Below are 25,192 nucleotides of genomic sequence, written 5' to 3'. Positions count from 1 at the left end.
GCCCCGCCCGGGGGGACCGCGATGACCGACAGCGCCCGCCGTCCGGCGCCGGTCGCGGGCGGCGAGGACGAGCAGTGGCTGGCCGAGGTGGCCCGCGCGGCGGGCGCCGACGCCGGTGGCGTGCCGGTGGAGTTGCTCGGCGACTACCTGCGGCTGCTGACCGACGCGGCGGTGACCGGCCGCCGCCCGCGCCGCGCCGAACTCGACGCGGTCGGCGCGCTGGGCCGGCGCGCCGCCGAGCAGGGGATCTCCGCCGGCCGGGCGGTACGTCTCTACCTCTCCGCGGCGCGGCGCGTCTGGCGGCAACTGCCGCACCTGGACCGGTCAGACGACAGCGAGGCGGTCCGCGCCGCCGCCGACGCCGTGCTGCACGTGGTCGACACCGCGGTGGCCACGCTCGCCGAGGGGTACGCGGTGGCCCGCCGGGAACTGGTCCGGCGGGAGGAGTCGCTGCGCCGGGAACTCGTCGACGACCTGCTGCGCGGCGACTCCGACCTGGGCGGGCTGGTGGAACGGGCCGAGCCGTTCGGCCTGGACCTGGCCCGGGTGCACCAGGTCGCGCTGGCCGCGCCCGGCCGGCGGCTGCCGGACACCGAGGCGGCGATCAGCGCGCTGGAGCGGGTCATCTTCGACCGGCTCGGTGACCGGGACGTGCTGGTGGCCACGAAGGAAGGACTGCTCGTGGTGATCGCCCCGGCGGATCCCGTGACCGCCGACCGGGGCCGCGGCGCCGGCGCGACCGGCAACCTCGGCTCGTTGATGCACGGTGAGCTGGACCGCCTGGTGCGGGGCCGGCCGTGGCAGGTGGCGGTGGGCCGTCCGCACCCCGGCGTCTACGGCATCGCCCGCTCGTACGAGGAGGCCCGGGAGGCGCTCACCACGGCGCGCCGCCTGCACAGCGAGGCATCCGTGATCGACGCGCACGACCTGCTGATCTACCGCGTGCTGCTGCGCGACCAGCCCGCCATGGTCGACCTGGTACGGGCGGTGCTGACGCCGCTGGCCCAGGCGCGTGGTGGCGCCGAGCCGCTGCTGGACACGCTCACCGAGTACTTCGCCTGCGGCGAGGTGTCGACCGAGGCCGCCCGCCGGCTGCACGTGTCGGTGCGCACGGTCACCTACCGGCTGGCCCGGATCCGGGCGTTGAGCGGCTACGACCCCGCCGACGCGCGGGACCGGTTCACGCTGCACGCCGCAGTGCTCGGCGCGCGGGCACTGGACTGGCCGCGCCGGCCGCTGCCGGCGTAGGACCGGCGCCGGCCCGGGCCCGCCGCCGGTGTGACCGGCGGCTCAGGCCGGTACGGCGACCAGCTCCGGGAAGCCGAGCAGGTTGGCCAGGGCCGACGCCTCGTCACGGGTGAGCGTGAGCGTGACCATGCGGTCCGGGTCGTCCGGGTCGTCGTGGACGACGTCACGCCGGCCGCCCACCTGGTAGTCGATCACCCCGATGCGACGGCCCTCCTCGGTGACCAGCGTGTGCCGGACCCCGATGCCGGGGAGGTTCGTACGTTCGACGATCACGGGGACCTCCTTCGCACGCGGCCGCCGGAGCCGGCCGGAGCTACGGCGACGCGGTGGACGTTCGAGCTGAGCTCGCGTTCTCCATGTGTCAACCATAGCCAGGGGGTATGGGCGGATCCGGGTTCCGGCGACCGGCAATCATTGCGCCCTTTGTTGGCCGGTGGTGCGCAGTGCCGCGCGCGACGTTCCCGGCGACGCTGGAGGTCCGAGGCGGTACCCGAGTAGCGAGGAGGTGGTGAGCATGACCCGCACGTCGATGGCTCCGCCACCGGTGTTCGCCGGTCTCCTCGCGTCCCGATCTGCGAGCGGCGACCAGAAGCGCGTCTGAGCCCCCGGCCGCCGGCGTCGTCGAGTGAATCCGACGCCCGCGGCCCCGGCCACGCCCCTCCCCCGCACGTCCACCGCCCGTTGGGCACCCTGATCCGAAAGAGGTCGGTATGCCGCACCCTGTCACCGCCATTCGCCCACCGGTCCGTACCGGCATGCTGATCGGCCGCTCCCACGGCAGCCGCCCGCCGGTCACCGTCGACGCGGCGCCGATCGCCGTGGACCTCGGCAGCAGCCTGCTGCGGATCTGGCTCGGACCGGGCCGGACGCTGAGCGTCCCGCTCGGCCACGGCCTGCGCAGCCCGGTCGTGCGGCGCGGCCGGATCGTCGACGGCCCGGCCTGCGTCTCCGAGCTGCGGCGGATCCTGCGCGACCACCGCACCCCGGTCCCGGTCGGGGCGCTGGTCGTGGCCTGCCGTCCGGTGCTCGCCGCGCCGGCCGAGCAGGAGGCGACCCGCCGGGTGCTCACCGCCGTGCTCGCGCCGTCCCGGCTGCTGTTCCTCGACAGCGTCCGGGCGGGTGCCATCGGCGCCGGCGCCGCCGCCGGCACCCTGCTGGTCGCCGACATCGGCGCCCAGCTCACCGAGGTGGCGCTGCTGGAGGACGGCCGGGTGGTCGCCGCCCGCCGGGCCGATGTCGGCACGCGGGACCTCAACCACGCGACGACCGCCGCCATGCTCGCCGACACCACCGCCCGGCTGGTACGCGAGCTGCGGCAGGACGCGACGCTACGGCCCCTGGTCCGCGACGCGCTGGCCCGTGGCCCGATCGTCATCGGTGACGGCGCCACCCGGCCCGACGTGACCGCCCGCCTGGTCGCCACGCTCGGCGCGACGGTGCACCGGGCCGCGTCACCGCGTACCGCCGCGCTGACCGGCGCCGGCATGGCCGCCATCTCGGCCCTGCGACACCCGCACGACACCCCGCGCCGCCCGGAAAGGAACGCCTGATCATGACGCACGCCCTCAACCGCACCGAAACGCTGCGCGAACTGCTGGACCGGCAGTTCGGCGAGTACACCGACCAGCTCACCGAGCTGACGCTGCACACGCGGCAGCCCGACTACGGCGGCCACGACCCGGACACGCTGCGCCGGCTCGTCGAGACCGCCCGGCAGGGCGTCGCGGACACCGCCCAGGCGCTGAAGCGCATGTCCGAGGGCACGTACGGCGTCTGCGAGCGCTGCGGGCTGGACATCCCGACCGCCCGCCTGGAGATCCTGCCCTCGGCCCGCTTCTGCGTGCCGTGCCAGCAACGCCGCTGAGCACGCACGGGGCGGTCGGGGCGGGCGCCGGCCGGTAGCGTCACCGCCATGAATGTCGATGACGTCGCCGGCCGGCTCGGCGTGCCCGCCGAGGAGGTCGACCGGGTGCACCGGCTCGCCGGTGACCTGCCCTCCGCGCCGCTGCCCGGCCGGGCGGACGCGCCGGCCCTGCTGGCCCGGCTCGCGGTACGCCCCGACGACGCCGCCGAGATCCTCGCGGGCTGGCCGGAACCGGGGTCACCACTGTGGACCGCCGAGCTGCGCTGGCTGCTCGACCGCTCGACCGCCCTGGTCCGCGCCGACCTCGGCGGCCACGCCTGGCTGACCCCGGGCCCGGCGCTGCCGCGCGACCGGGGTCCGGCCTGGCGGCACCTCTACGTCTACGCGTACCTCGCACTCGTCGACGTGGTCCGGGCCTACCACCGCGACCACGGCGTCCCCGACGACGTGTCCTGGGCGACACTCGCCGACCTGGGCAACAACCTCGCCGTCGACCGGCGGATGAACGGCGACGGCTGGCCGGTCATGCAGAGCTGGCTGACGCTGCACGTGCGCGGTGGCCTCTACGAGCTGGGCCGGCTCCAGCACCAGCGCGGCGACGGCGGCGCGATCGGCCTGCACATCCCGGACTCGGGACCGCTGACCCCGGAGGCGGTCGACGCGTCGCTGGACCGGGCCCGCGCGTTCTTCCCGCGCCACTTCCCCGGCGAGCGCTACACCGCGTTCTCCTGCGGTTCCTGGCTGCTCGACCCGCAGTTGCGCGAATACCTGCCGGAGGACTCCAACATCATCCGGTTCCAGCGGCGGTTCACGCTCGAGCCCCACCAGGAGCAGGACACGCCGGACGGCGACGTCGAGGTGCTGCGGTTCGTGTTCCGCAGCCTGAGCACGCCGCTGGACCGGCTGCCGCGCCGCACCGCCCTCCAGCGCGCGGTGATCGACCACATGCGGGCCGGTCGCCACTGGCAGTGGCGCCAGGGCCGCTTCCCGATGTAGTCACGTCAGCGGCCGCATGCCGCCCCGGTCCGGGCCGGCATGCGGCGGCAGCGGCGCTCCGCGGGCCAGCCAGTCGTCGAGCGCGGCCTGGTCGCCGAACAGCAGCACCGGCGGCCCGGCCGGGTCGGCCGCCCAGGCCCGCATCCGCCGCCGTGCCCGGCCGAACCCGGTCAGGTGCCACACCAGGATCGAGTCGCGGGACAATACGCTGCGCAGCGTCTCCCGGTTGCCGTTGCAGATCAGCTCGCCACCGGCCAGCCGCCGCAGCGTGCGCCGCAGCAGCCGCCGGAACGAGACCGCGCGCGGAAGGTCCAGGCCGATCACCAGGTCGGCGCGGCCGAGGACCACGTCCCGCCAGCCGTGGTACGCGCCGTCGAGGATCCAGCTGTCGCGCCGGCAGATCGCCTCGATCCGGCGACGCTGCTCGGCCACCGGCACCTCGACCCAGCCGGGCTCCCACAGCAGGTCGTCGACCGGATGCCAGGGCAGACCGAACCGCTGCGCCAGATGCGCGGCGAGCGTCGACTTGCCGGAGCCGTGGATCCCCTCGACCAGGATGCGGGCCGGGGCGGTCATGGCAGCAGCGTAGGCACCGCGCGCACCCGGCGCGATCCGGGCGGCCCGGTCAGTGCGCGACAGCGACCGCCGGTGCCGCCTCCAGGCCGGCGAGCTGGGACGGCCGCACGACCACCAGCAGCACCACCAGCGCCGCCACCATCCCGCCGGCCACCACCAGCGCCATCGCCACCGCGCCGGTGCCGAGTACGCCCACCAGCGGCGCGGCCACCGCGCCCACGCCGAACTGCACGGCGCCGAGCAGGGCCGAGGCGGTGCCGGCCGCCTCCCCGTGGCGGGACAGCGCCAGCGCCGGGGCGTTCGGCATGGCCAGGCCCGCCGCCGCCAGCACCAGCCACAGCGACACCAGCAGGGCGGGCAGCCCACCGAAGCCGGTCGCGGCGAACACCACCAGCGCCAGCCCGGCCACCGTGCCCGCCGCCAGCGAGGTCACCAGGATCCACTGCGACGGGTAGCGCCGCAGCAGCCGCACGTTGTACTGGGTGGCGCCGATCAGGCCGATCGCGCCCGCGCCGAACGCCAGGCCGAACTGCTGCTCGTCGAGCCCGTACCCGTCCTGCAGCACGAACGACGACCCCGCGACGTACGCGAACAGCGCGGCCATGGCCAGCCCGGCGACCAGGACCAGCCCGACGAAGACCCGGTCCCGCAGCAGCCCGCCGTACGTCCGGACGGTCGCGACGACTCCGCCGCGCCGGCGCCGCACGGGCGGCAGCGTCTCGGGCAGCGCGATCGTGGCCAGCACGACGAGCAGCACCCCGAAGACGGCCAGGACCACGAACACGCCGCGCCAGTCGGTCCACCGCAGCACGCCGCCGCCCAGCGTCGGCGCGAGGACCGGGGCCGCGCCCATCACCAGCAGCAGCCGGGACAACAGCGTGGCGAACGCCGCGCCGCTGAACAGGTCACGCACCACCGCCATCGCCACCACGGCGGTCGCGGCGACGCCGAGGCCCTGCACGACGCGCAGGACGCCGAGGACGGCGACGTTCGGGGCGATCACGCACAGCGCCGACGCCACGATGTGCAGCAGGAGGCCGGCGATCAGCGGGCGGCGCCGCCCGACCGCGTCCGACAGCGGCCCGATCAGCAGCTGCCCGACGGCGAGCCCGGCGAGCGTGCCGGTGAGCGTCAACTGGACCGCCGCCGACGTGGTGGCGAAGTCCGTGACGATCGCGGGCAGCGCGGGCAGGTACATGTCGATCGTCAGCGGACCCACGGCGATCAGCGAGCCGAGGACCAGCACGAGCTTCAGCCGCTGGCCTCGGCTCTTCAGGTCACCAGGGGTGGGCGTCGGGGCGGCATCGGTCGTCTGGGGCGTCCCGGCCCGGTCGTGCGACCGGGCGCGGGCGGGTGCGGCACTCACACAGTGAGTCAAATGCGCCCCCGGTGATCACATTCCCGTCTCGGCAAGAGGTAACGCAGGTCACCCGCCTACCGGCCGGTGCGGCACGCCGCCGGACAGGGACCGGCGTCGCTGCCGGCGCCGGCTGAGCCGGCACCGGCAGCTCGGGGCGGGCAGGATCAGTTCCAGGGAGCGGTCGGGAACCAGCCCACCCCGAAGAGGGCCGGCACCCGTACGTCCCAGTAGACGATGAGGAACACGCCGACGAGCACCAGCGCGACGCCCGACAGCACGGTGCCGCGCCGGCTCGGGGCGGTGAGCAGGCGCCCGCCGGTCAGCCTCGACGCGATCACCACGACGAGGACCATCACCAGCATGTTGCCGAGCGTCTGCAGGCCGAACACGGCCGCGCCGTACGCCGGGTTGTTGTCGGCCACCGCGTAGAGGAAGAGCTTGTGGAAGAGCGGGAACGGGCGGCCGATCAGGAAGGCGCCGATGATGACGCCCAGCGCGACCAGGCGGGCCCGAGGCCGGCCGGCGAACGGGTCCGGAACCAGCTTCAACGCCGCCAGGCCGAGGTAGAGCAGGGCCAGGCCGGCCAGCCCGAACACGACGGACGCCTGCACGAGCCGCACCGGTACGCCGCCGGCCGTGGTCGCGGTGGACAGCTGCGGCAGACGGTCCCCGAGCAGCACGCCCACGGCACCGTAGGTCAGCGCGACAGCCATGCTCCCGGCGGTGAGCCAGCCCAGCGGGGCGAGCAGTCCGCGCAGTCCGGACCTCGTCGTCTCCCTGGTGACCTGCGGGACCATCCCGAACGCGGCGACGTTGCAGGCGGTGAACGTGCCGGCCAGGCCGGACACGAAGGCGAAGGCGAGCCCGGCGACGGAGCCGCCGATCGCCGTCGCCTTCGCGTCGTGACCCAGGAGAGAGTTCGCGATGTTGTCGCCGATCACCGAGTCGACGAAGGTGAACGACCAGGCGACGGCGAGCAGCACCCCGGCCACCGCGCCCGCCACGGCGAAGCCGAGGGCCGCGGACGTGCGGCCCTGCGGTGTCGCGTCGACGGTGACTACCGGGACTGCTCCCCGGTCGGCTACGGACATGGTTCCTCCTCGATGGGTGATCGGTTACGGGAGACGCACACCCGGCACCGCGGGTGTGTGGAGTGATCGCACCGGGCCGTCCGGGCCGCAGATGTGCAGCCCGATCCGCCCGTGTACGCCGTGACGCTGGTTGACGGCCTGGAGGAGCATGGCCAGCCACTCCAGCTCCCGGGCGTGTTCGAGCCCGCCGACGTCGATCGGCGCGAAGCCGAGCCGGGACAGCAGCGCACCGGCGACCCCCTTGGCCCCGGCGTCGTCGCCGGCCAGCGGCAGGGAGACCGGCAGCCCGCCGCAGCGCGGCTCGCCGACCATCGCCGCGGGCACGGTGTTCAGCGCCTTGACGACGTGCCAGCCGGCGGGTGCCGCCGCCGCGATCAGGTGGGCCCCCGACGAGCCGGGCGGCACCTCCTCGCCGCCGAGCGCCGGATTGGTGACGTCCAGGAGCGGACGGCCCCGGCCCGGCACCGGGGTCTCGGTCAGCACCCGGCAGGCCGGACCGAGCGGAACGGCGAGCACGACGAGGGAGGCCCGTTCGAGGACGACGCGGATGTCGGCGGCGAAGGCTCCCGGTACGCCGGCGGTGGCGGCGGCCGCCGCCCCGGGTGTCCGTCCGGCGAGCAGCACGCTGCAGCGCGCGGCGGCGACCGCGCGGGTGACGGCGACGCCCATCCGCCCGCAGCCGATGACGCCGACTGTCATCGGACCCACACCCCCGCCGCGGAACGGCGGTAGACGGCGAGCGCGGCCGCCAGGTCGGCCGGCACCGGGGTCGGCTGCAACTGACCGTCGACCCGCTCCATGACGGCCACCGTCTGCCGGCCCCGCGCGATCAGCGCGGCGGGAGCGCCGTCCGGGCGGACCCGGCGATAGTCGAAGCCCATCGTGATGCGATTGCCGTTGAGCTCGACGAGCGACATCTCGATCTCGACCGTGTCGAAGGCGTGGCTCTCGGCGTAGAACTCGACCGACATCGACACGGTGACCAGCGCCAGCCCGTCCGACAGGGCGGCGAGCACGGAGGGCGCCTGCTCGGCGAGGAAGTGCTCCCGGCAGTGCCCCTGCCAGTGGGCGTAGTGGGCGAAGTAGACGTTTCCCACCAGGTTCGTCTCGTCGAACGTCACCCGGTGCCGGTAGCGGTAGACCGGGGCGCTCATGCCGGCGTCCCCACGCACACCGCCACCTGCCGCGCGTCCCCGGCCGTCCGCAGCAGCACACTGCTCAGGACGTGGTCGCCGCTGCGCAGGCCGAGCGTGCCGGACGGCTCCCGGCCGGTGAACACCAGCGGCGCCGAGGGCCCGAGCCCGAGCTTGCGGGTCACCTCGATCGCCGTCCACACGCGGACGGCCGCAACCACCTCGTCCTCCCCGGACTCGGCGGCGAGCCGCACGGCGAGGGCCCGGTGCCGTTCCTCCAGCGGCGGCGGGCGGTCGTCCACACGTTCCCAGTCGACGCCGACCGGGCCCGGGGCCACCGTCACGAGCACGAGGTCGTCGAGGTGGCTGGCCGAGACGCCACCGCCGCCCGGCGCCGTGACCCGACCGTCGCCGGCGTGCCGTGCACCTGCGGGCTCGCTCAGCGCGGCGCCGTCGAGCCAGTCGGCCAACCGGACGGTGGGCCCTCCGTCGCCGCGCGTCGCGGGGAGCACCGCGGCATCGATGCCGGGATGCCGGTGCCGCAGCCGCCGGGCCACTGCCGGACCGGCGAGGAACGCCGGCATCTCGGACCAGCCGATCTCGGCCACCGCGCGCAGGACCAGCCCCGTCCACTCCTCGACCGGGCGGCCCGACTCGTCGGTCACCAGCACGTCGTAGACGAACTCGGCACCGTCCTCCGCGCGCTGCCGGGCGGTGACGGTGAGCACGCCGGACGGCCGGTGCCACACGGTGATCCGCTCGACGGAGACCGGAAGCACGCGCCGGTCCGGGACACAGCCCTGCAGCCCGTGCAGCACGGCGTCACGGGCGCCCGGGTCGCCGAGCCGCAGCGACGCGTCGAGGTACATGCCGAACCACGCGGTGCCGGGTTCGGCGCGGACCGAGAACACGCACCGGTACGCGCTCAGCGCGTGATATCCGCGCACCCGCCGGAACGCGGGCCCGTGGAAGTAGAGGCCGCCGTAGAGGCCCGTCGCCGGCAGGCCCGGCTCCCCGAGCCGCACGGCCGGCGCCGGCACCGCCGGATCGGGTGCCGGCACGGCGCCGGTGGTCACGACCGCCGCGAAGTGGTCCACCGCGAAGCCGGTGTCGTCGCTGCGCAGCGCGGCCTCCACCCGCCCGTCGTCGTGGACCAGCGCCGCGACCCGGATGTCGCGCCGGTCGGTCACCGTCACCGGCCGTTCGAGCCGTACGCCGGTGAGGCGCACCGGCGTCCCCGGCGCCCCGGTGAGCCCTGTGGCGGCCTGCGTCATCGCCTCCAGCCCCAGCACGGCGGGCAGCAGCGGGACGCCGTCGACGACGTGGTCGGACAGGTAGGGGTCGGTGCCGGCGGTCAGGGTGGCGCCGACGACGCTCTCCACCCCCGGCGTCAGCGCCAGCACCCGCTCGGCGAACCGCCCGCCGGTGCGGTCGTCGTCGCGGTAGCGCAGGGTCGGTCCGGCGGGCAGACGACCGGCGGCCAGCACGCACGGCCCGGTGTCCGGTGCCGCCAGCAGGCGCAACAGCAGGTCGGTGCCGGCCAGGACGCTGATCGGCTCGAGCCCGTCGCGCACCAGCGCGTCGAGGACGCCGAGGCGGACCCCCATGCCGACGCCGGACCAGGCCGACCACTGCACCGTCAGCCAACGGGTGCCGGGCCGCTCCCGCGTCAGTTCCGCGCAGCGCCGGGCGAGCCACTCGTTGGCGACGGCGTACTCCGACTGGCCGGTCAACCCGGTGCGGCCGATGACGGATCCGAAGGCCACGGCGAAGCGCAGATCGTCGCCGAGGGCCGCGACCAGGTGGTCGAAGCCGTCGGCCTTCGGTGCCAGCGTCGCGCGGAGACCCTCGACGGTCACGTCCTCGATCCGCCGCGGCGTGTTGTGGCCGGCGGCGTGCAGCAGCCCGCGTACCGGTCCGTACCGCTTCTGGACGGCGGTGACGGCGACGGTGACGGCGGGCCCGTCGCTGACGTCGACGGCGTGGTAGCCGGCGGTGATCCCGAGCGCGGTCAGCCGGTCCAGGCCGTCCCGGACCTCCGGGTCCGTGCCGGGGCTGCGCCCGAAGAGCACCGCCGTGGCACCGGTGGCCTGGCACACCGCGGCGGCGCACTCCAGCCCGATGCCCTTCGCCCCGCCGGTGGCCAGCAGCACGTCGCCCGGAGCCAGCGGGATGCGCTCGTCCCGGCGGGACAGCGCGAGCGGAGCGGCGACCCGGGTGGTGCGGACACCGTCCTCGTCGTAGACGACCTCGACGTAGCCGGTCCAGTCGACGGACGCCTCGGCGACGAGCTTGAGGCAGCGGTCGTCCACCGGGGTCTCGGCGACCATCACCGCGGCGCCCGGCCGCTCCACGGCGAGGCTGCGGCCGACCGCGGCGCCCACCCCGCCGTGGTGCAGCACCACGAGCGGCAGCCCGTCGGCGGCGGTGGCGCGCAGCGCGGTCACGACCAGCTCCGCCGGCACCGTGAGGCCCGGTGGCAGCAGCAGCAACCGCGCGTCCGGGGGGTCGGCGAGCGGGAAGTGCTCGGCCACCCCCTTGCTCAGCGGGTGGTCCTCGGTACCGAGCACCGTCCACCCGCGCCGGGCGCCCGGCCTGGTCGTCGGGGCGGCGGACTCGACGAACCGGTCGGTGAAGGCGCGCACCCAACTGGCGATGCCGGCCGGTGGGGCGTCGGCCTCCCCTGCCGCGGGCAGCGTGGCGAGCATCGCGGCGAGCTGGTCGATGGTGGCGTCGGCCAGGGCGGCCGGGACCGCAGGTGCCGACCGGCCGACCGCCGCAGCGGCGTCCACGGCGAGCTGGCTGACCCGCAGCGAGCTGAGGTGCAGGTCGGCGACGAGCCGGGTGTCCGGGCGTAGCGTGGCCGCGTCGAGTTCGACCATGGCCGCCACCCGCCGGGTGACGGCGCTCAGCAGGTCGGTGTCGTCCACGGTGACCACGGGCGGGGCGGATGTCGGCGTGGCGGGCGCCGGACGGGGACGAGGCGGCTGCGGCGACCGCGCCGGTCCGCCGGTGCCCTCGCAGGGGTTGCGCAGGAAGACCGGCCGCCAGTCCGGCGTGAGCCGGCGGCACGCCCGGCGCGCGTAGTAGGCGCCCACGTCCGGCCCGGCGCCCGTCGCGAACAGCGCGGCGGTCACGGTGGCGATGCCGTGCGGGCCGGGTGCGCCCGAGTCGAGAGCCACCACGCGGGCGTCCGGCAGATCCGCGGCCAGCCCGGCCAGCACGGCGCCGGGGCCCACCTCGATCAGCAGGTCGGTTCGCTCGGCCAGGCGCGCCAGCGCGTCGCGGAAGCGGACCGGCTCGACGAGCTGACGGGTGAGCAGGCCGGCGAGGTCGGTGCCGGTGTCCAGCCAGTCACCGGTCACCGTGGAGCAGACCGGCCGTCGGGGTGCCCGCCCGGCGAGTCCGGTGAGGTGATCGCGCAGGGCGAGGCTCGCGGCAGCCATCATCGGCGAGTGGAAGGCGTGCGAGACCGGCAGTGCGGTGGCCCGCAGGCCGGCGGACGGGGCGCCGGCGACGAACCGGGCCACCTCCGCGGCCGGGCCGGACACCGTGCACTGCTCCGCGCTGTTCTCCCCGGCGACCACGACCGGGCCCGGGCGGAGCAGCTCGCGGACCCGGTCCGCGGGCCCGGCGACGGCGGCCATCGCGCCGCGACCCGGCGCGTCGCTCATCAGCCGGCCTCGAACGCGTACCAGGTCGAGGGCTTCCTTGTCGTCGAGTGCCCCCGCCCAGCACAGCGCGCCGATCTCGCCGAGGCTGTGCCCGACGGCCGCCTCGGCCTCCACCCCCAGCCGGCGCAGCCAGGTCAGACCGGCGAGCGAGGCCCGCAGGATGGCGGGCTGGGCGACTGCGGTGTCCGGCACGGCGCCCGCCGCGACCTCCACCTCCGGGTCGTACCCGGCGAGCGGTCCGTCGAGCAGCTCCCCCAGCGCGCCCGCGCCCGGACGGACCGGGGATCCCTGTCCGGAGAACAGGTAACCGATCCGGGGCGCCGCGCCGGCGCCGAGGAAGACACCGGCCTCCGGGTCGAACAGCTCGGTGTTCGCGTCGGCCAGCGCGGTCACGGCGCGCCGGGCGGCGCGGACCAGGCCGTCCGGGTCGCGTACCACGGCGGCGAACCGGACGGCGCCCTCGGCGACCGGCTCCGCGGCCAGCGTGGCCGCGAGATCACCCAGTTCCGCCCGGGACAGCCGGCCGGCCAGATCGGCCAGGTCGGTCAGCCGCGCGGTCAGGGCCGCACGGTCGGCCGCCGCGCACACCACCACCTCGTGGGACGGCATGGGACGGGCGGCCCGGCGCTCGGCGTCGGTGACGACCCGGCGGGTGGTGGGCGTGATCCCGCCCAGCACCACGTGGGCGTTGATGCCGCCGAAGCCCATGGCGCTGACCGACGCGTACCGGTCCGGGCCGGGCCACGGCGTCGGCTCGTCGGTCACCACCAGCGGCGACCCGGCGGCGGCCAGTGCGGGATGCGGTGACTCGCAGCCGGTGGTCGGCGGGATCACCTGGTGGTGGATCGCGAGTACGGCCTTGATCATCCCGGCGACTCCGGCCGCCGCCTTGGTGTGCCCGATGTTCGCCTTCACGCTGCCGAGCACCGCCGGGAGGCGGCGGCCGGCGTGCAGGTCGCGCAGCGCGGACAGTTCGGTCTCGTCGCCGACAGCGGTGCCGGTGCCGTGCCCCTCCACGAACGACACCTGCTCGGGAGTGAGACCCGCCCGGTCGTACGCGCGCCGCAGCGCGAGCAGCTGGCCGGCGGGCTCGGGCCGGGTCAGCCCGCCGTTGCCGTCCGACGACGTGCCCCAGCCGTGCAGCCGCGCGTACGGCCGCAGGCCGTGTTCCGCGGCGAAGTCCTCACGGCACAGGACCAGGATCCCGCAGCCCTCCCCCGGCAGGAACCCGGTCGGCCGCGAGTCGTAGATCCGCATGTCGCCGGTGGCCAGCGCGCCCACGCGGGCGAAGCCGACCAGTTCCAGCGGATCGAGGCTGAGGTCCACACCGCCCGCCAGCGCCACGTCGAGATCGCCGTCGGCGAGCATCCGGGCGGCCGTGGCGACAGCCATCAGCGACGAGGCACAGGCGGCGTCGACCGTGTAGCCGGTGCCGTGGAAGTCGAAGTGGTTGCAGATCCGGCCGGCGATGGTGTTTGACAACGCCCCGGCGAGCGTCTCCTCGCCCGGCGGCGGGAACGGCTCCTTGAACCGGTCCTCCGCGGTGGCGAGCAGCTTCTCCCGCTCGGCGTCCGACAGGTCCAGCCCCGCCAGCGTCTCGGCGAGCAGCCGCTGCACGTAGGGCCAGCGCAGGCGGAGCCCGTTGGCGCGGCTGAACTCGCCGGTCATCGAGTTGCCGAGCAGCACGCCGACCCGGTCGTCGGGCAGGCCCGCGCCCGCCGGGCAGCCGGCGTCGGCGAGCGCGTCCGCGGCCACCTCCAGGGCCAGCCAGTGGGTCAGGTCGACCGCCCGGAAGACCTCACCGGGCACGTGGAAGCGGGACCGGTCGAACACCCAGTCGCTGAGGACGGCGGCGCGGTCGACGTACGTGTGGTCGACCTCCTCGGGTCCGGGCCGGTGGTAGTCGGCGACCGGCAGCCGTTCCGGTGGCAGGGGCCGGAAGGCGCGCCGGCGCCCGAGCACCGTCTGCCAGAGCTGCCCCGGGTCCGCGGCGTCCGGGTACCGGCAGGCCATGCCCACCACGACGATCGGGGCTCTCGTGCCGGTCATGCCTGGGCTCCGACCGGGACGGCGGACTGGGAGGCGCGTTCCGGCGCACCGGGTCCGGTGACCGGCTGCCGCCGCTCGCGGATCCGGCGGGCGGTCACGATCACCACCCAGCGGCCGACGCACACGGTGGTGAGCGCGAAGAACAGCCCGAACTCGATGTGCAGGAGCACCAGCGTGCCGTAGACCGCCGCGGTGGCCAGACCGAACACGACCTGCCGGCGCGGCGCGTGCGGGGTGGTTCCGGGGTCGGTGATCATGTAGTTGGTGAACAGGACGAACGCCACGCCGGTCATCGGCAGGAGCGCCGCCACCAGAGCGTGGTCGAAGATCACCGACCGCAGCACCGCCTGTGCGGCGAAGCCCGCGACCCAGGCGGCGACCAGCGGCCCGCGCCGGGTCAGCTTGGCGTTGAGCATCGTGCCGGCGGCCAGGATCGCGCCGGGCACCACCCAGTCCCAGATCCCGTTGATGTTCGCGGTGAACTGGTACGGCGGTGCGATCCCCACCCAGGTGAAGCAGAGCAGCGTCACGACGATGCCGAAGTTGCTCGGGTTGAGGACGTGCTTCGCCGCTCCCCCGGCGGTCAAGCGCACCCGCACCACGTACTTGCTCGCGATCGCGACGGTGACGGCGAACAGGGTGGGCCACAGCCGCTCGTTGCCGTAGAGCAGCATCGCGCAGGCCAGCCCGCCGATGTGCGCGGGCAGCAGGAAGTTGACGAGGTCGATGGCGGAGCCTCGGTAGCGCACCGGGCGGCGCTCGACGCGGGCCTCGAGCGTCTCCAGGAGAAGCTCGAGAGCGTACGCGATGAGCAGCGCGGCGATCGGCGTGAGCCACGACTGCTCGAATCCGAGGACCGTGTGCCCCAGCAGCGTGAACACGGTGATGGACAGGGCGAACCGGCGCAGCGCGACGATCCGGGGGTCCTTGTTGGCCATGGTTCTCTCCTCGATCAGGACTCGGGTCGCAGCGTGACCGTGTGCCAGCCCGAGGCGAGCGTGGTGCTCGTCTCGTGCTGTCCGGCGGCGTCGCGCCAGGTGATCCGGACCTGGGCGGACGGGCTGCCGCCGAGGCCGAAGTACAGTTCGTCGGCGTTCACGCCGGTGTGTCCGTTGGCGGGGTAGAGCTGGTCGGTCAGCGTCGTACCGTCGGCGCGGCGCACCTCGACGCGGGCACCGATCGCCGCACGGGTCGCGCCGTTGGCGGTGGGCACCACCAGCCGCAGCCCGAGGTGGGTCGTCGCCGGACCGGTGTTGCGGAACAGCTCCGAGGCGGCCCACTGGTTGGCGACCGCCATGTCGAGCCGCCCGTCGTGGTCGACGTCGCCGACGGCGATGGCCCGGGAGGCCTGGGTGCTCGTCATCCCCAGCCGCTTCGACACGTCGACGAACCGGCCGTTCGGCCCGCGTACGAAGAAGGGGTTGCGCTCGTGGCCGGACAGGCTGTCGCCGGGCCGGAAGTTCGGCCAGGCCCACGGGTACTTCAGGAAGGTGTCGTTGGCCATCGCGAGTTCCTGGAGCTCGGCCCAGCGGTCGGTGCCACCGTGCAGGAAGCCGACCGCCTGGGTGATCTCGCGGCGGCCGTCGGCGTCGAAGTCGGCGGCCTTGATGTCCCAGGCCCAGCCGCTGCGGGACAGCCCGAGTTCCTCGCTGCGGTCCCGGTACGGCGCGCGCCCGGAGGTGAACCGGCCGCCTGTGCTGACGAAGGCGAAGTTGCTCTCCTGCAGGGCGAACGGCGAGGTGATGTTGCTGACCAGCAGATCCGGCCGGCCGTCGGCGTTCAGGTCGTCGAAGGCGACGCCCATGCCCTTGAACGAGTCGTGCCCGATCACCTTGGACTTGGGGGCCAGCGGGTCGCGCGTGCCGCTCACCTCGCGGAACTCGGGCCGGCCGGGACGGGACTCGTTCACCAGCAGGTTGTCGGGCCCGAAGTCGTTGGCGAAGTAGAGCTCCGGCAGGCCGTCGCCGGTCAGGTCCTGCGCCCCGGTGGCCAGGGTCCAGGCCCGCGCCTGGCCGGTGGTGAAGGCGTCGGACCGGTCGGCGTACGCGGGAACGGGCGCGCCGCCGGCGGCGGGGGTGTTCCCGTCGAACATCAGGAGCCGGTTGCGGCCGCCGTTGCGGCCCAGGGACATGGAGTCCTGCATCCGCATCACCGGGTCGTCGGCGGCGGTCCGGTCGAGCACCCGCGCGCCGTCCGGGAAGTAGTTGCCGATGAGGATGTCCAGGCCGCCGTCGCCGTCGACGTCGAGGACGTTGGCGGTGGTCGAGTTCCAGATCTCGCCGGGAGCGACCACGTCGCTCGCCCGGAAGCCCGCGGCGCCGGGTGCGCCGCCGCCGGGCTGGCGCAGGTAGAGCAGCGGTACGCGGCCCCAGAAGTACACCAGGACGTCGAGTGCGCCGTCGCCGTTGAAGTCGGCGGGGAGGCATCCCATCGGCGCTGTGGTGCGGGCGTCGTACGCGACACCGGCCGGCTGGAGGGTGACGGCGGCGTACCGTTCGCCGGTGCCCGGCACCGGCGCCACGGTGACCGAGTCGTCGCGGGGGTCGACCAGGCAGCGGTCGTTCGGCAGGCCGTCGCCGTCGAAGTCGCCGAGGCCGACGCCTGCGCCGACCGCGGAGATCCACGCGGCGAGATGGTTCAGTGCGGGCTGGACCTCGCGGAGCCGGCGGGTGTCCCCGGTGGCGTTCAACGGAGCGGGCGTGAAGGCGAAGCGGGCGCTCAGGGCGTCGGCGTCGGACGCGGAGACCGACGGCAGCCGGGTGAACAGGCCGGCCACGACACACAGCAGCACGGCCAGGGCGGGTACGAGCGTTCTACGAACAGCGGACGGCACAGGTTCCCCCTCGGATGGTCGCGGGCGGATCAGAGCGACGCGAGCAGCACGCGGGCGCGGATGCGCTGCCGCCACGTCTGGTACTCGACCGGGCCGGTGGCGGGCGTGCGGAGCCCGGCCTCGGCCTCGCGGGTCCAGTCCGCAGCGGTACGCGGGTCGGTGCCGGTGAGCGCGTGCACGGTGCTGGCGAGTTCGGGCGGGGTCCAGCCGCTGCGCTGCCAGGCCGCGGCGGCGAAGGCCACACCCTGGCCGAGGTCGCCGGCGTGCGCTCCGGCACGCTCGCGCAGCGTGGCGAGTCCCTCCGGCGAGACCCCGCCGCCGTACGCGGCGGCGAGGCCCACACCGCTCCAGGCGTCGCCGTGGTGCCACTGCGGCAGCGTGGCGACGAGGTCCGCCACCCGGGTGGGTACCGCGGTGCCCCGGAACCACAGGCTGCGGCCGACACCCTGGTAGCGGATGGCGCAGCGCTCGGAGCACCGGCGCGGGTGGGCGGTGATGCGGCGCAGCCCACCGGCGTCGGCGAAGAAGCCCGCGGAGAAGCCCCAGCCGTCGAGCGCGAGCCAGCGCAGCAGCGGGTCCAGGCCGGACAGCCGGGCCCAGAACGGCCAGCGCAGCTTGGCCATCGCCCATCCCACGCCGACATGGATCAGGTGGATGTGGGCCGGGCCGTGCAGGCGCAGCACGGCCGGCAGCCGGCGGCTGCCCGGGACGAGGAGGTCGAGCAGTGCGGCCTGCATGGCCAGCCCTTCCACGGCGAAACCGCGCAGGTGGTCCGGCTGGTCGTCGAATCGCGGAGGCGCGCCGGCGGGGGCGTCGAGTCCCGCGTTGAAGCCGTCCAGGAAGGTTCCCGCGGCGGTCTCCAGTCTCGCGCGCAGCTCGGGCGGGTCGGACGCGAAGCCCCGGACCGTGAAGTCGGCGAGGCGGTCCGGCTGATGCAGCAGGCGGCGCCAGCTACGGGGGCGGGTTTCGTCGAGCGTGGCGTTGTCGGTTCTCATGACGCTCCCGCGGAGTCGGTCCACAGTGTCCGTGCGGCGCCAGTCTGCACATCCGTTCTTGAAGAAAACTTGAATTACATATAGTAACGAAATCGCGTTTCCGCGGCCGATCTCACTACTCGCCCGCGCCAGATGTCCGTTTATTAAATCGACCGAGGGACTCGATGATCTCCTCGGCCGTCTTCGTCCAGGTGAAGGGGCCGGGGTTCTCGCCCCGCTCCGCGACCCACGCGCTGATGCCGACCTCCAGGGCCTGCACTGACTGGGGGGTGCCGCGCGGGACCATCTGGTCGGCGAGGAAGCCGAACCAGCGATCGAGCTGGGTGAACCAGGCCGAGTCGGTCGGGGTGACGTGCACGCGGAAGCGGGGGTGCCGGTCCAGCCAGGACGTGACGGCCGGGGCGTGGTGCGCGCCGTGGTTGTCCCAGATGAGGTGAACGTCCAGCTCGGCGGGGACCGAGGCGTCGACCCGGGCGAGGAACCTCTTGAGATCCGCCGCCCGGTACCTGCGGCCCGCGGCGGCGCCGTCGGCCACGGTGCGCGCGGCGAACAGGCCGGCGGCGCCGGCGCGCGGGCGCTCCGGGGCAGGCCGGCCGGGCGCCGTCGGCGGCCCTGGCGGGATCCGTGCCGCCTCGTGAACCACGAGCGCGACCACGCCGGCCGGCGGGTTCAGATACAACCCGGCCACATCGACCACCTTCGCCATGAACACCGGGTCGGCCGAGAGGTTGAACGGCGGATCCCGGTGCGGTCTGAGGTGGAATCGGCGCCAGATCCGCCCGACTGTCGACCGCGACAGCCCGGTCCTCTCGGCCATCGACCTGCGGGACCAGTGGGTAGCACCCGGGGGCGCCTCCTCCAGCGTGGACACCAGCACCTCCTCCACCCGGTCCGCGCCGATCGACGGCGGCCGGCCCGGGCGGTCCCGGTCGGCCAGACCCTCCAGACGCCGTTGCACGAAACGGCTGCGCCACTTCCCCACCGTCGGCCGCGACACCCCCAGGTCGGCCGCCACTGCGGCATTGGTCGCCCCGGGTTCGGCACACGCCAGGACGATCCGGCACCGCAGCGCCAGGGCCTGAGAGGACTTCGCCCGCCGCGACCAGCGCACCAGCGTCGCGCGCTCCTCGTCGGTCAACACCAACTCGGCCTTCGGCCGCCCGGTCCTCGGCACACAACCCAGGCTACATATAGAAAACCAATTTACGGCGCAATATTTGTGCACTTCAGGTTTCCCGAATTAATTACTACTCTGACGTTGGTTGACGTCGATACGGGCGACCTGGGGGCAACGTGTTGCGTGCGGCAATTGTGGAGATTAAAGTCCTCGGCGCCACCCACGCAGTAATCGATTCCCGCAAGGTCGACCTCGGGTCCCGCAAACAACGGGCAATCATCGCCCTGCTGTCCCTGCGCCACGGCACCCCGGTGCCGATCGACGAGATCATCGAGGCCCTCTGGGAGAACCAGCCGCCCGGCACCCCGCAGTCGCTGGTGCACACGTACATCGCCCGGCTGCGCCAGGTGATGGAGCCGGACACCCCGGCGCGGCGCCGCACCAACGTGATCGGGCACAGCGGCACCGGCTACCAGCTTCGGCTGCCACCGGACGCGGTGGATGTCAGCCGTTTCCACAGCCACGCCGACCACGGGCTGCAACTGCTGGCCTCCGGTGCCGCCGGCGAGGCGTACGGCCTGCTGCGCCGGGCACTCGGCGAGTGGCCCGCCTCGCTGACCACCGATCTCGAGTCCCTGCTGCCCGGGTGCGAGGACGTCACCCTGCTTCGGGGAAAGTGGACCACAGTGGCGATGGCGTACGTCCGGGCCGGCCTGACCAGCAAGGGCGCCGTCGCGGTCCTGCCCACCGCCGAACGTCTCGCCCAGGTGGACCCCCTCAACGAGGCCGCGCAGGCGCTCTACCTGGAGACCCAGCGGCGCGCCGGCCACGGTGCCTCGGCGCTGTCCCACTACGACCGGATCCGCACCCGGCTGCAGGCCGAGCTGGGCGTCGAACCCGGCCACGAGCTGCGCCGGGTGCACCGGCAACTGGTAGCCGCCGGCGGGAGCCGAGTCCCAGCACCACCCGGCGGCTGGCTCGGGCCGGGACCGGCGGTCGACCCGCTGATCGACCGCGAGACCGAGCTGCGACAGCTGCGTGACCTGCTCGTCCAGCAGCGGCTGATCACGCTGAGCGGGCCCGCGGGGGTGGGCAAGAGCGCTGTCGCGCGCGCGGCGGCGACCGCCGCCAGGGGGGACTTCCGTGACGGCGTCGCGGTGGTGGAACTGGCCACTGCCTGCGGTGCCGCGGAGGCGGCCGACGCGGTACGGCGAACCCTGCACCCGATGCTCCCGCAGCGTCACGCCCCTGCGGCCCGGCCGTTCGACGATCTGGCCGGCCAGCAGCTACTGCTCCTCCTGGACAACGCCGAGAACGTCCTGGAGCCCTGCGCCGGGCTCGTCGACGACCTGTTGCGGTCCTGTCCGCAGGCGCGCGTCCTGGTCACCTCACGGGAGCTGCTCGGCCTGCCGTACGAGACGATCCTGACGATCGGTCCGCTCCGCCCGCCCGGGCCGGAGACTCCGGCCGACCCGGCGGCGCTGCTGCGCGTGCCCGCCGTGGCGCTGTTCGCGCGGCGCGCCACCCAGGCGTGCCCGTCCTTCTCGGTGGACGAGGACAACTGCGCCCTGGTCGCCACCATCTGCCGCCGGCTCGACGGCCTGCCGCTCGCGCTGGAACTGGCCGCCCGCGTGCTGCGCACCACCGGTCTGCCCGAACTCGCCGAGCAGTGCCGCGACCCGCTGCGGTTGCTGGACGCGAGCCGCCGGGGCACGCCCGCGCACCACCGCTCGTTGCACGCGGCGGTGGTACGCACAGTGGACCGGCTCACGCTCGCCGAACAGCAGTGCCTCGCGCTGGTCAGCGGGATGGAGGAACCGGTGAGCCCGGACATGGTGGAGAGGACGGCCCGTTCCTACTGCGACCGGGAGGTCCGGATCGACCTGCGTCCGCTGCTCAACCGCCTGGTCGACAAGTCGCTCCTGATGGCCCGGCATGACGAGCACGGCACATCCTATCGAATGTTGCGGACAATCCGCCGGATCGGTCTGCAACTGCTCGACCGTTTCGGCGCGGCGCCTTCGGTGGCGAATGCGCTCTGTCGGGAAACAAACCTATGAAATCGATTGCCGGTGCCGAAAATGGCGCAGCTACCCTCCAACCGGTGCAGCACCTACCGTGGCGGACTGTTCACACATAGCTCTCACGGGCTTGCCGATTGCTATATGAATTTATAGCATCGAGTCGGACAGCGCTCCGCCGACGTCCATCCGGCCCTGCTGCTGCCGTCGTTGATCGATCTCCGCAATCCCCTCAGGAGGTCCGACGCCCCATGCCTGCCGTCCACGAAACAGGGACCACCACCGCGACCGCGGCTTCCGTGCACATCGGAGCGATCACCCAGGCGGTGACCTCGATGCGGCGCCACCTCGACGAGCCACACCGGCTGCACGACATCGCCCGGGCCTCGCTGATGAGCCCGTTCCACTTCCACCGCGTGTTCCGGATGCTGACCGCCGTCACGCCGGGCCGGTTCCTCACCGCCGTGCGGATGGCCGAGGCGAAACGCCGGCTCCTCGGCAGCGACGCCAGCGCGACCGACATCAGCATGGCGGTCGGCTACTCCAGCTTCGGCACCTTCACCACCCAGTTCACCCGCCTCGTCGGTGTGTCACCCGGCCGCTTCCGCACGTACGGCCGGGCCGTCGCGGACCTGCCCCTGCGCGAACTGGTCTCCACCCCACCGACCCCCGCACGTCAGCCGTTCGCGCTCCTCCACGTCGGGGCCCGCCCGGACGGCCACCCGGGCCTCACCGTGGTCGCCACCTTCCGGTCCGGAATACCGCAGCAACGGCCCTCGTCCTGCGCCGCGATCCTCTCGCCGGCGGTGTTCCCGCTACCGCTCGCGGCGGCGGGCCGGGCGAGCGTGCTCGCGGTCAGCGCCCGCACCGACGCGACCATCGGCGAGGTCCTCACCGAGGAGCCCTCGGCCGGCATCTGTGTCGGCGCCGCCGAGATCCCCGACGAGCCGGTCGCGGCGCAGGCCACCGTCGCGGTCGGCATCCCGCTGCGCCGGCCGGCCCTGCTGGATCCGCCGTTGCTGCTCGCGTTCCCCCTGCTGATGCTCGAGTCCCAGGCCGGGCCGCGGCGGGCGCAGGTCCGCTGAGAGCCCCGGCCGTGCCGGTGCCCGTGACCGCCGGTGGAACCGGGTCCACCGACGGCCACGAGGTCAGGACCGGGCGGTGTACCGCACCGGGCACGACGCGGGCCGGGCCACACCCAGCCCCGGCGCCTGCCGCGGCTCGGCGATCCCCAGCTCCATGTCGTACGAGCGGGTCAGCATCGCCAGCACCGCCTTCATCTCCAGGTCGGCGAAGCGGGCGCCCAGGCAGGCGTGCAGGCCGCCGCCGAGGTTGAGCAGGCCGGCTGCCGCCCGGCCGTCGGCGTCCCGGTCCCTGCTGAACCGGTCGGGGTCAAACCGGTCCGGGTCCGGGAACACCTCCGGCACGCGGTGCGTCACGGGCGGGCAGAACAGCGTCTGCCAGCCGGCCCGCACGGTGAAACCACCGACCTCGTACGCGGTGACTGTCTGCCGGGTCAGCAGCGTCGTGACCGGCCGCAGCCGCTGGGACTCCAGCAGCGCCTCGAACAGCCGTCGCTGCCGGTGCAGGTCCGTGACGGTCCAGTCGCCGGCCTGCCGGGGCAGATCGGCGATCTCCTCCTCCATCGCCGCCAGTTCCTTCGGGTGCTGCAGCAGCAGAATGAGCGACCAGGCCATCTGGGCCGCTGTCGTCTCGTACGCCGCGTACACCAGGATCAGGATGAGCCCGATGACGGTCTCGTCGTCGAAGGCCGCGCCGCCCGAGAGCAGGTGCGGCAGGAAGCCGTACCGTCCGGTGTCCGGATCCTCCCGGACCGCCCGCAGGTGCGGCCCCATCAGCTCGAACATCTCCCGGCGCGCGCGGTCGCGCCGGCGCAGGCGCGGCGTCGGCAGGTTGGCCGGCAGGAAGAACTCCATCCCGGCCGCGATGTCGAGGAAGAGCGACCGGAACCGGTCGCCGTGCCGGGCGCGGAAGCCGGACCCCAGGAACAGGCGTACGGCGATGTCCATGCTCAGCCGCTCCAGGTCGGCGCGCGCGTCGAACTCGCCGCGCGGGCCGAGCCGGTCCATCCAGTCGCTCGTCTCACCGATGATGGCGGCCAGGTAGTCCGCGTGGTTGCGGCTGTGGAAGGCGGGCAGCAACGCGGCCCGCTGACGCAGGTAGTCCGGGTGGTCGGCGGCCTGCATGACCGCGCCGAACATGGGCTTCAGCCACTGGTAGACCGGCTGGACGGCGAGGATCGTCTCGGGCAGCGCGATGGCGTGCCGGCTCTCCTCGACGCCGGCCACGACGACCGAGCGCCGCGGCCCCATCCGCAGTGCGAACACGGGACCGTGCTCGGCGTAGCCGGCGCGGGCCAGCGCGACCGGGTCACGCATGAAGGCGAAGGCGTTGCCGAACAGCGGCAGGCCCTGCAACGTCGGCGGGCTGGTTGCGGCCATGACGGATCCCCCTTCGGGACGGGCTCGAAGTCAGCCGGCGGTGGCGTACGAGTACCAGACGTTCCAGTGCACGACCAGGCGTCCGCGGTCGGCGGCGACCTCCTCCATCCGGGCCTCGGCGGCCGCCCGCGCCGCACCCAGCCGCTCCGCGGGCACCCGCTCGAGCACCATCCGGCCGGCCGTCTGCCACAGCCAGGCCCACCACTGCCGCGGGTCGGTGAACTCGAGGTCGAGCGTCTCGTCCTCGATCCGCGTGTCGGCGAAGCCGGCGTCGCGCAGCAGGCGGTGGATCCCCTCCTTGGAGCGCAACGGATTGTCGGTGCGGCCGGGGACCGGGGGCATGCCACCGTCCACGTACGGCACGACGGCGTCGGTGACGTGGAAGAACGCGGGGTCGTCGGCGCCGAACGTGGTCATCGCGAAGCGGCCGCCCGGGCGCAGCAGCCGTCGGTAGCGGGCCGCGGCGTCCGCCGGGTCGGGCAGCATGAACATCACCAGGCCCGCGACGACCGCGTCGAACCGGGCCGGGGCGAAGCCGGGTGTGGCCGCGTCACCGATCCGTACCTCCGCGTTCGTCAGGCCCTCGTCGGCGAGTTCCGCGCGGGCGCCCTCCACCATGACCGGCGCCACGTCGATGCCGATCACCGAGCCGCCCGGCGCAACGGCGCGGGCGGCGGGGACGGTGCAGGCGCCCTGCCCGCAGCCGACGTCGAGCACGTCCTCGCCCGGGCGCAGATCGAGCCCTGCCACCAGGCGAGCGCCGATCGGCCCGAAGAAGCGGACGCCGGTGCGGTCGTAGCGTGGGGCCGCCCGGTCGAACACCTCCGCCAGTTCCGGAGTCGACACCGCATCCGTCGTCGCGTCGCCGGGCATCGGGCACCACCCTTTCCGCAGGTTCGCCGCGCTCTCCGCGATCATTCTTCGCGCCGGTCCGCGGCCCGGCTTCTCGCCGCTTGCCTATCCGGGCCGGCCGTACCGGCGGGCAACACAGGAGAAGTCCCGGCCCCCGCAGCGCCCCTAGGGTCGAGGGAGAGCTCGATCACCAGTGAGGGAGGAAGCTGTGGGTGTACTGGGTCTACACAATGAGTGCCCCCCGACCAACTACGCCGCCGGAGACGCCGCCGAGATCGTCACCGGTCTGGTGTCCGACGCGGTCGCGACCGGCGCGACGCTGCGCGCCGTTCGCGACTGCCTCGATTCGCTGGCCTGCCTCGACGACACGGTGCGGTACGTCGTCGAAGCCTCCGCCGGAGCCGTGTCACCGGACGGCTCGTTCGACGCCGCCAACGTGGCCGAGCAGATGGCGGGCGTCCTGAAGACCTACTCGCAGACCTTCCGGGCCCTGGACGGGACCGTCGACCAGATCGACACCGCGGTCCGGGAGTACGGGGAGCTGCAGCGGTACAGCGCACTCGCGCTGGCCAAGGGCCGGGACGAGTGTTTCGAGAACCGGCTGATCCAGGCCGGCGAGGGCGGCTTCGCCGGCATGGCCCAGTCGCGCATCGCCTACCTGCGCAAGCTGCGGGTGCGGGTGCAGCTGCTCCAGCGCATGGAGCCGATCGGCGAGGAGATCCTGAACGGGTACGACTTCAACGCGTTCTTCCTGCTGTTCATGCAGCCCATGCGCGACCTCGGCGTGGCCGCGCAGGATCTCTACAACGAGACGGTACGCGGGGCGCTCGTCGCCTACGACACGCTCGTCCGGGTGTGTGAAATGCGTACCGGAAACGCGGCCGACACCCTGCGCCGGGAAATGGTGAAATCGAACTGATC

20 protein-coding genes are annotated in these 25,192 nt (G+C 74.1%); 7 read left to right on the top strand and 13 right to left on the bottom strand.

Annotated features, from left to right (window positions below; translation table 11 throughout):
* The first annotated feature begins 21 nt into the window (after nt 1-21).
* The gene (locus O7611_RS10805) at nt 22-1,248 is read left to right on the top strand and encodes a PucR family transcriptional regulator (protein ID WP_194800003.1); all 1,227 of its coding nucleotides are present in this window, start codon (nt 22-24) and stop codon (nt 1,246-1,248) included.
* Nucleotides 1,249-1,290: 42 nt separating this feature from the next.
* Here O7611_RS10805 and O7611_RS10800 read toward each other — a convergent pair whose 3' ends face one another.
* On the bottom strand, nt 1,291-1,521 hold the full coding sequence (locus O7611_RS10800; protein WP_194800002.1) for a potassium transporter TrkA: 231 nt from the start codon (nt 1,519-1,521) through the stop codon (nt 1,291-1,293).
* A 437-nt stretch (nt 1,522-1,958) separates the two neighbouring features.
* Here O7611_RS10800 and O7611_RS10795 point away from each other — a divergent pair, with 437 nt between their 5' ends.
* From O7611_RS10795 to O7611_RS10785, 3 genes are read left to right on the top strand one after another with little or no spacing between them, the layout of a single operon-like run.
* On the top strand, nt 1,959-2,798 hold the full coding sequence (locus O7611_RS10795) for a rod shape-determining protein (RefSeq protein WP_194800001.1): 840 nt from the start codon (nt 1,959-1,961) through the stop codon (nt 2,796-2,798).
* 2 nt (nt 2,799-2,800) lie between these two features.
* Complete coding sequence (locus O7611_RS10790; protein WP_194800000.1) at nt 2,801-3,112, top strand: TraR/DksA family transcriptional regulator; 312 nt, start codon at nt 2,801-2,803, stop codon at nt 3,110-3,112.
* 48 nt (nt 3,113-3,160) lie between these two features.
* Nucleotides 3,161-4,108 carry an acyltransferase domain-containing protein gene (locus tag O7611_RS10785; RefSeq protein ID WP_269696731.1) on the top strand — a complete coding sequence of 316 codons (948 nt, stop codon included), beginning with the start codon at nt 3,161-3,163 and terminating at the stop codon, nt 4,106-4,108.
* Here the strand turns inward: O7611_RS10785 and O7611_RS10780 are convergent, their stop codons facing one another.
* From O7611_RS10780 to O7611_RS10735, 10 genes are all read right to left on the bottom strand, one after another.
* The gene (locus O7611_RS10780; protein WP_269696730.1) at nt 4,109-4,684 is read right to left on the bottom strand and encodes an adenylate kinase; all 576 of its coding nucleotides are present in this window, start codon (nt 4,682-4,684) and stop codon (nt 4,109-4,111) included.
* 49 nt (nt 4,685-4,733) lie between these two features.
* Complete coding sequence (locus O7611_RS10775) at nt 4,734-5,960, bottom strand: multidrug effflux MFS transporter (RefSeq protein WP_269698079.1); 1,227 nt, start codon at nt 5,958-5,960, stop codon at nt 4,734-4,736.
* Between the two features lie 248 nt (nt 5,961-6,208).
* Nucleotides 6,209-7,135, bottom strand: a complete 927-nt coding sequence (locus O7611_RS10770; RefSeq protein WP_194799997.1) for a hypothetical protein — start codon at nt 7,133-7,135, stop codon at nt 6,209-6,211.
* Nucleotides 7,136-7,159: 24 nt separating this feature from the next.
* The gene (locus O7611_RS10765; RefSeq protein WP_269696729.1) at nt 7,160-7,834 is read right to left on the bottom strand and encodes an NADPH-dependent F420 reductase; all 675 of its coding nucleotides are present in this window, start codon (nt 7,832-7,834) and stop codon (nt 7,160-7,162) included.
* On the bottom strand, nt 7,831-8,289 hold the full coding sequence (locus O7611_RS10760; RefSeq protein WP_269696728.1) for an acyl-CoA thioesterase: 459 nt from the start codon (nt 8,287-8,289) through the stop codon (nt 7,831-7,833). Before O7611_RS10760 ends, O7611_RS10765 begins: the two co-directional genes overlap by 4 nt.
* Entirely contained in the window at nt 8,286-13,991 is a 5,706-nt protein-coding gene (locus O7611_RS10755) for a type I polyketide synthase (protein WP_269696727.1), read from the bottom strand. The genes O7611_RS10760 and O7611_RS10755 overlap by 4 nt, the downstream gene beginning before the upstream one ends.
* The gene (locus O7611_RS10750; RefSeq protein ID WP_269696726.1) at nt 13,988-14,929 is read right to left on the bottom strand and encodes an enediyne biosynthesis protein UnbU; all 942 of its coding nucleotides are present in this window, start codon (nt 14,927-14,929) and stop codon (nt 13,988-13,990) included. The genes O7611_RS10755 and O7611_RS10750 overlap by 4 nt, the downstream gene beginning before the upstream one ends.
* A 14-nt stretch (nt 14,930-14,943) precedes the next feature.
* Nucleotides 14,944-16,782, bottom strand: coding sequence for a CRTAC1 family protein (locus O7611_RS10745; protein WP_269696725.1), 1,839 nt, complete (start codon nt 16,780-16,782; stop codon nt 14,944-14,946).
* Between the two features lie 71 nt (nt 16,783-16,853).
* Nucleotides 16,854-17,819, bottom strand: coding sequence for a DUF1702 family protein (locus O7611_RS10740; protein WP_269696724.1), 966 nt, complete (start codon nt 17,817-17,819; stop codon nt 16,854-16,856).
* A 115-nt stretch (nt 17,820-17,934) separates the two neighbouring features.
* A complete protein-coding gene (locus tag O7611_RS10735; RefSeq protein WP_194799990.1) occupies nt 17,935-18,993 on the bottom strand; it encodes an IS630 family transposase in 1,059 nt (352 codons plus the stop codon).
* Nucleotides 18,994-19,115: 122 nt separating this feature from the next.
* Between O7611_RS10735 and O7611_RS10730 the strand changes: the two genes are divergently transcribed.
* Both O7611_RS10730 and O7611_RS10725 read left to right on the top strand, forming a co-directional pair.
* Nucleotides 19,116-20,996, top strand: coding sequence for a BTAD domain-containing putative transcriptional regulator (locus tag O7611_RS10730; protein WP_269696723.1), 1,881 nt, complete (start codon nt 19,116-19,118; stop codon nt 20,994-20,996).
* 260 nt (nt 20,997-21,256) lie between these two features.
* Nucleotides 21,257-22,042: a helix-turn-helix domain-containing protein gene (locus O7611_RS10725; RefSeq protein WP_269696722.1), complete on the top strand. Its 786-nt coding sequence runs from the start codon at nt 21,257-21,259 to the stop codon at nt 22,040-22,042.
* Between the two features lie 63 nt (nt 22,043-22,105).
* Here the strand turns inward: O7611_RS10725 and O7611_RS10720 are convergent, their stop codons facing one another.
* Nucleotides 22,106-23,419, bottom strand: coding sequence for a cytochrome P450 (locus O7611_RS10720; protein WP_194799987.1), 1,314 nt, complete (start codon nt 23,417-23,419; stop codon nt 22,106-22,108).
* 30 nt (nt 23,420-23,449) lie between these two features.
* Nucleotides 23,450-24,292, bottom strand: a complete 843-nt coding sequence (locus O7611_RS10715) for a class I SAM-dependent methyltransferase (protein WP_194799986.1) — start codon at nt 24,290-24,292, stop codon at nt 23,450-23,452.
* A 187-nt stretch (nt 24,293-24,479) separates the two neighbouring features.
* Here O7611_RS10715 and O7611_RS10710 point away from each other — a divergent pair, with 187 nt between their 5' ends.
* Nucleotides 24,480-25,190 carry a hypothetical protein gene (locus O7611_RS10710; RefSeq protein ID WP_194799985.1) on the top strand — a complete coding sequence of 237 codons (711 nt, stop codon included), beginning with the start codon at nt 24,480-24,482 and terminating at the stop codon, nt 25,188-25,190.
* The last annotated feature ends 2 nt before the right edge of the window (nt 25,191-25,192 follow it).

It is taken from the genome of Micromonospora sp. WMMC273 (genome assembly GCF_027460285.1).
Classification (GTDB): domain Bacteria; phylum Actinomycetota; class Actinomycetes; order Mycobacteriales; family Micromonosporaceae; genus Micromonospora; species Micromonospora aurantiaca.
The sequence above is the reverse complement of the archived record's forward strand: the minus strand, read 5'-3'. Positions and strand labels throughout refer to the sequence as shown.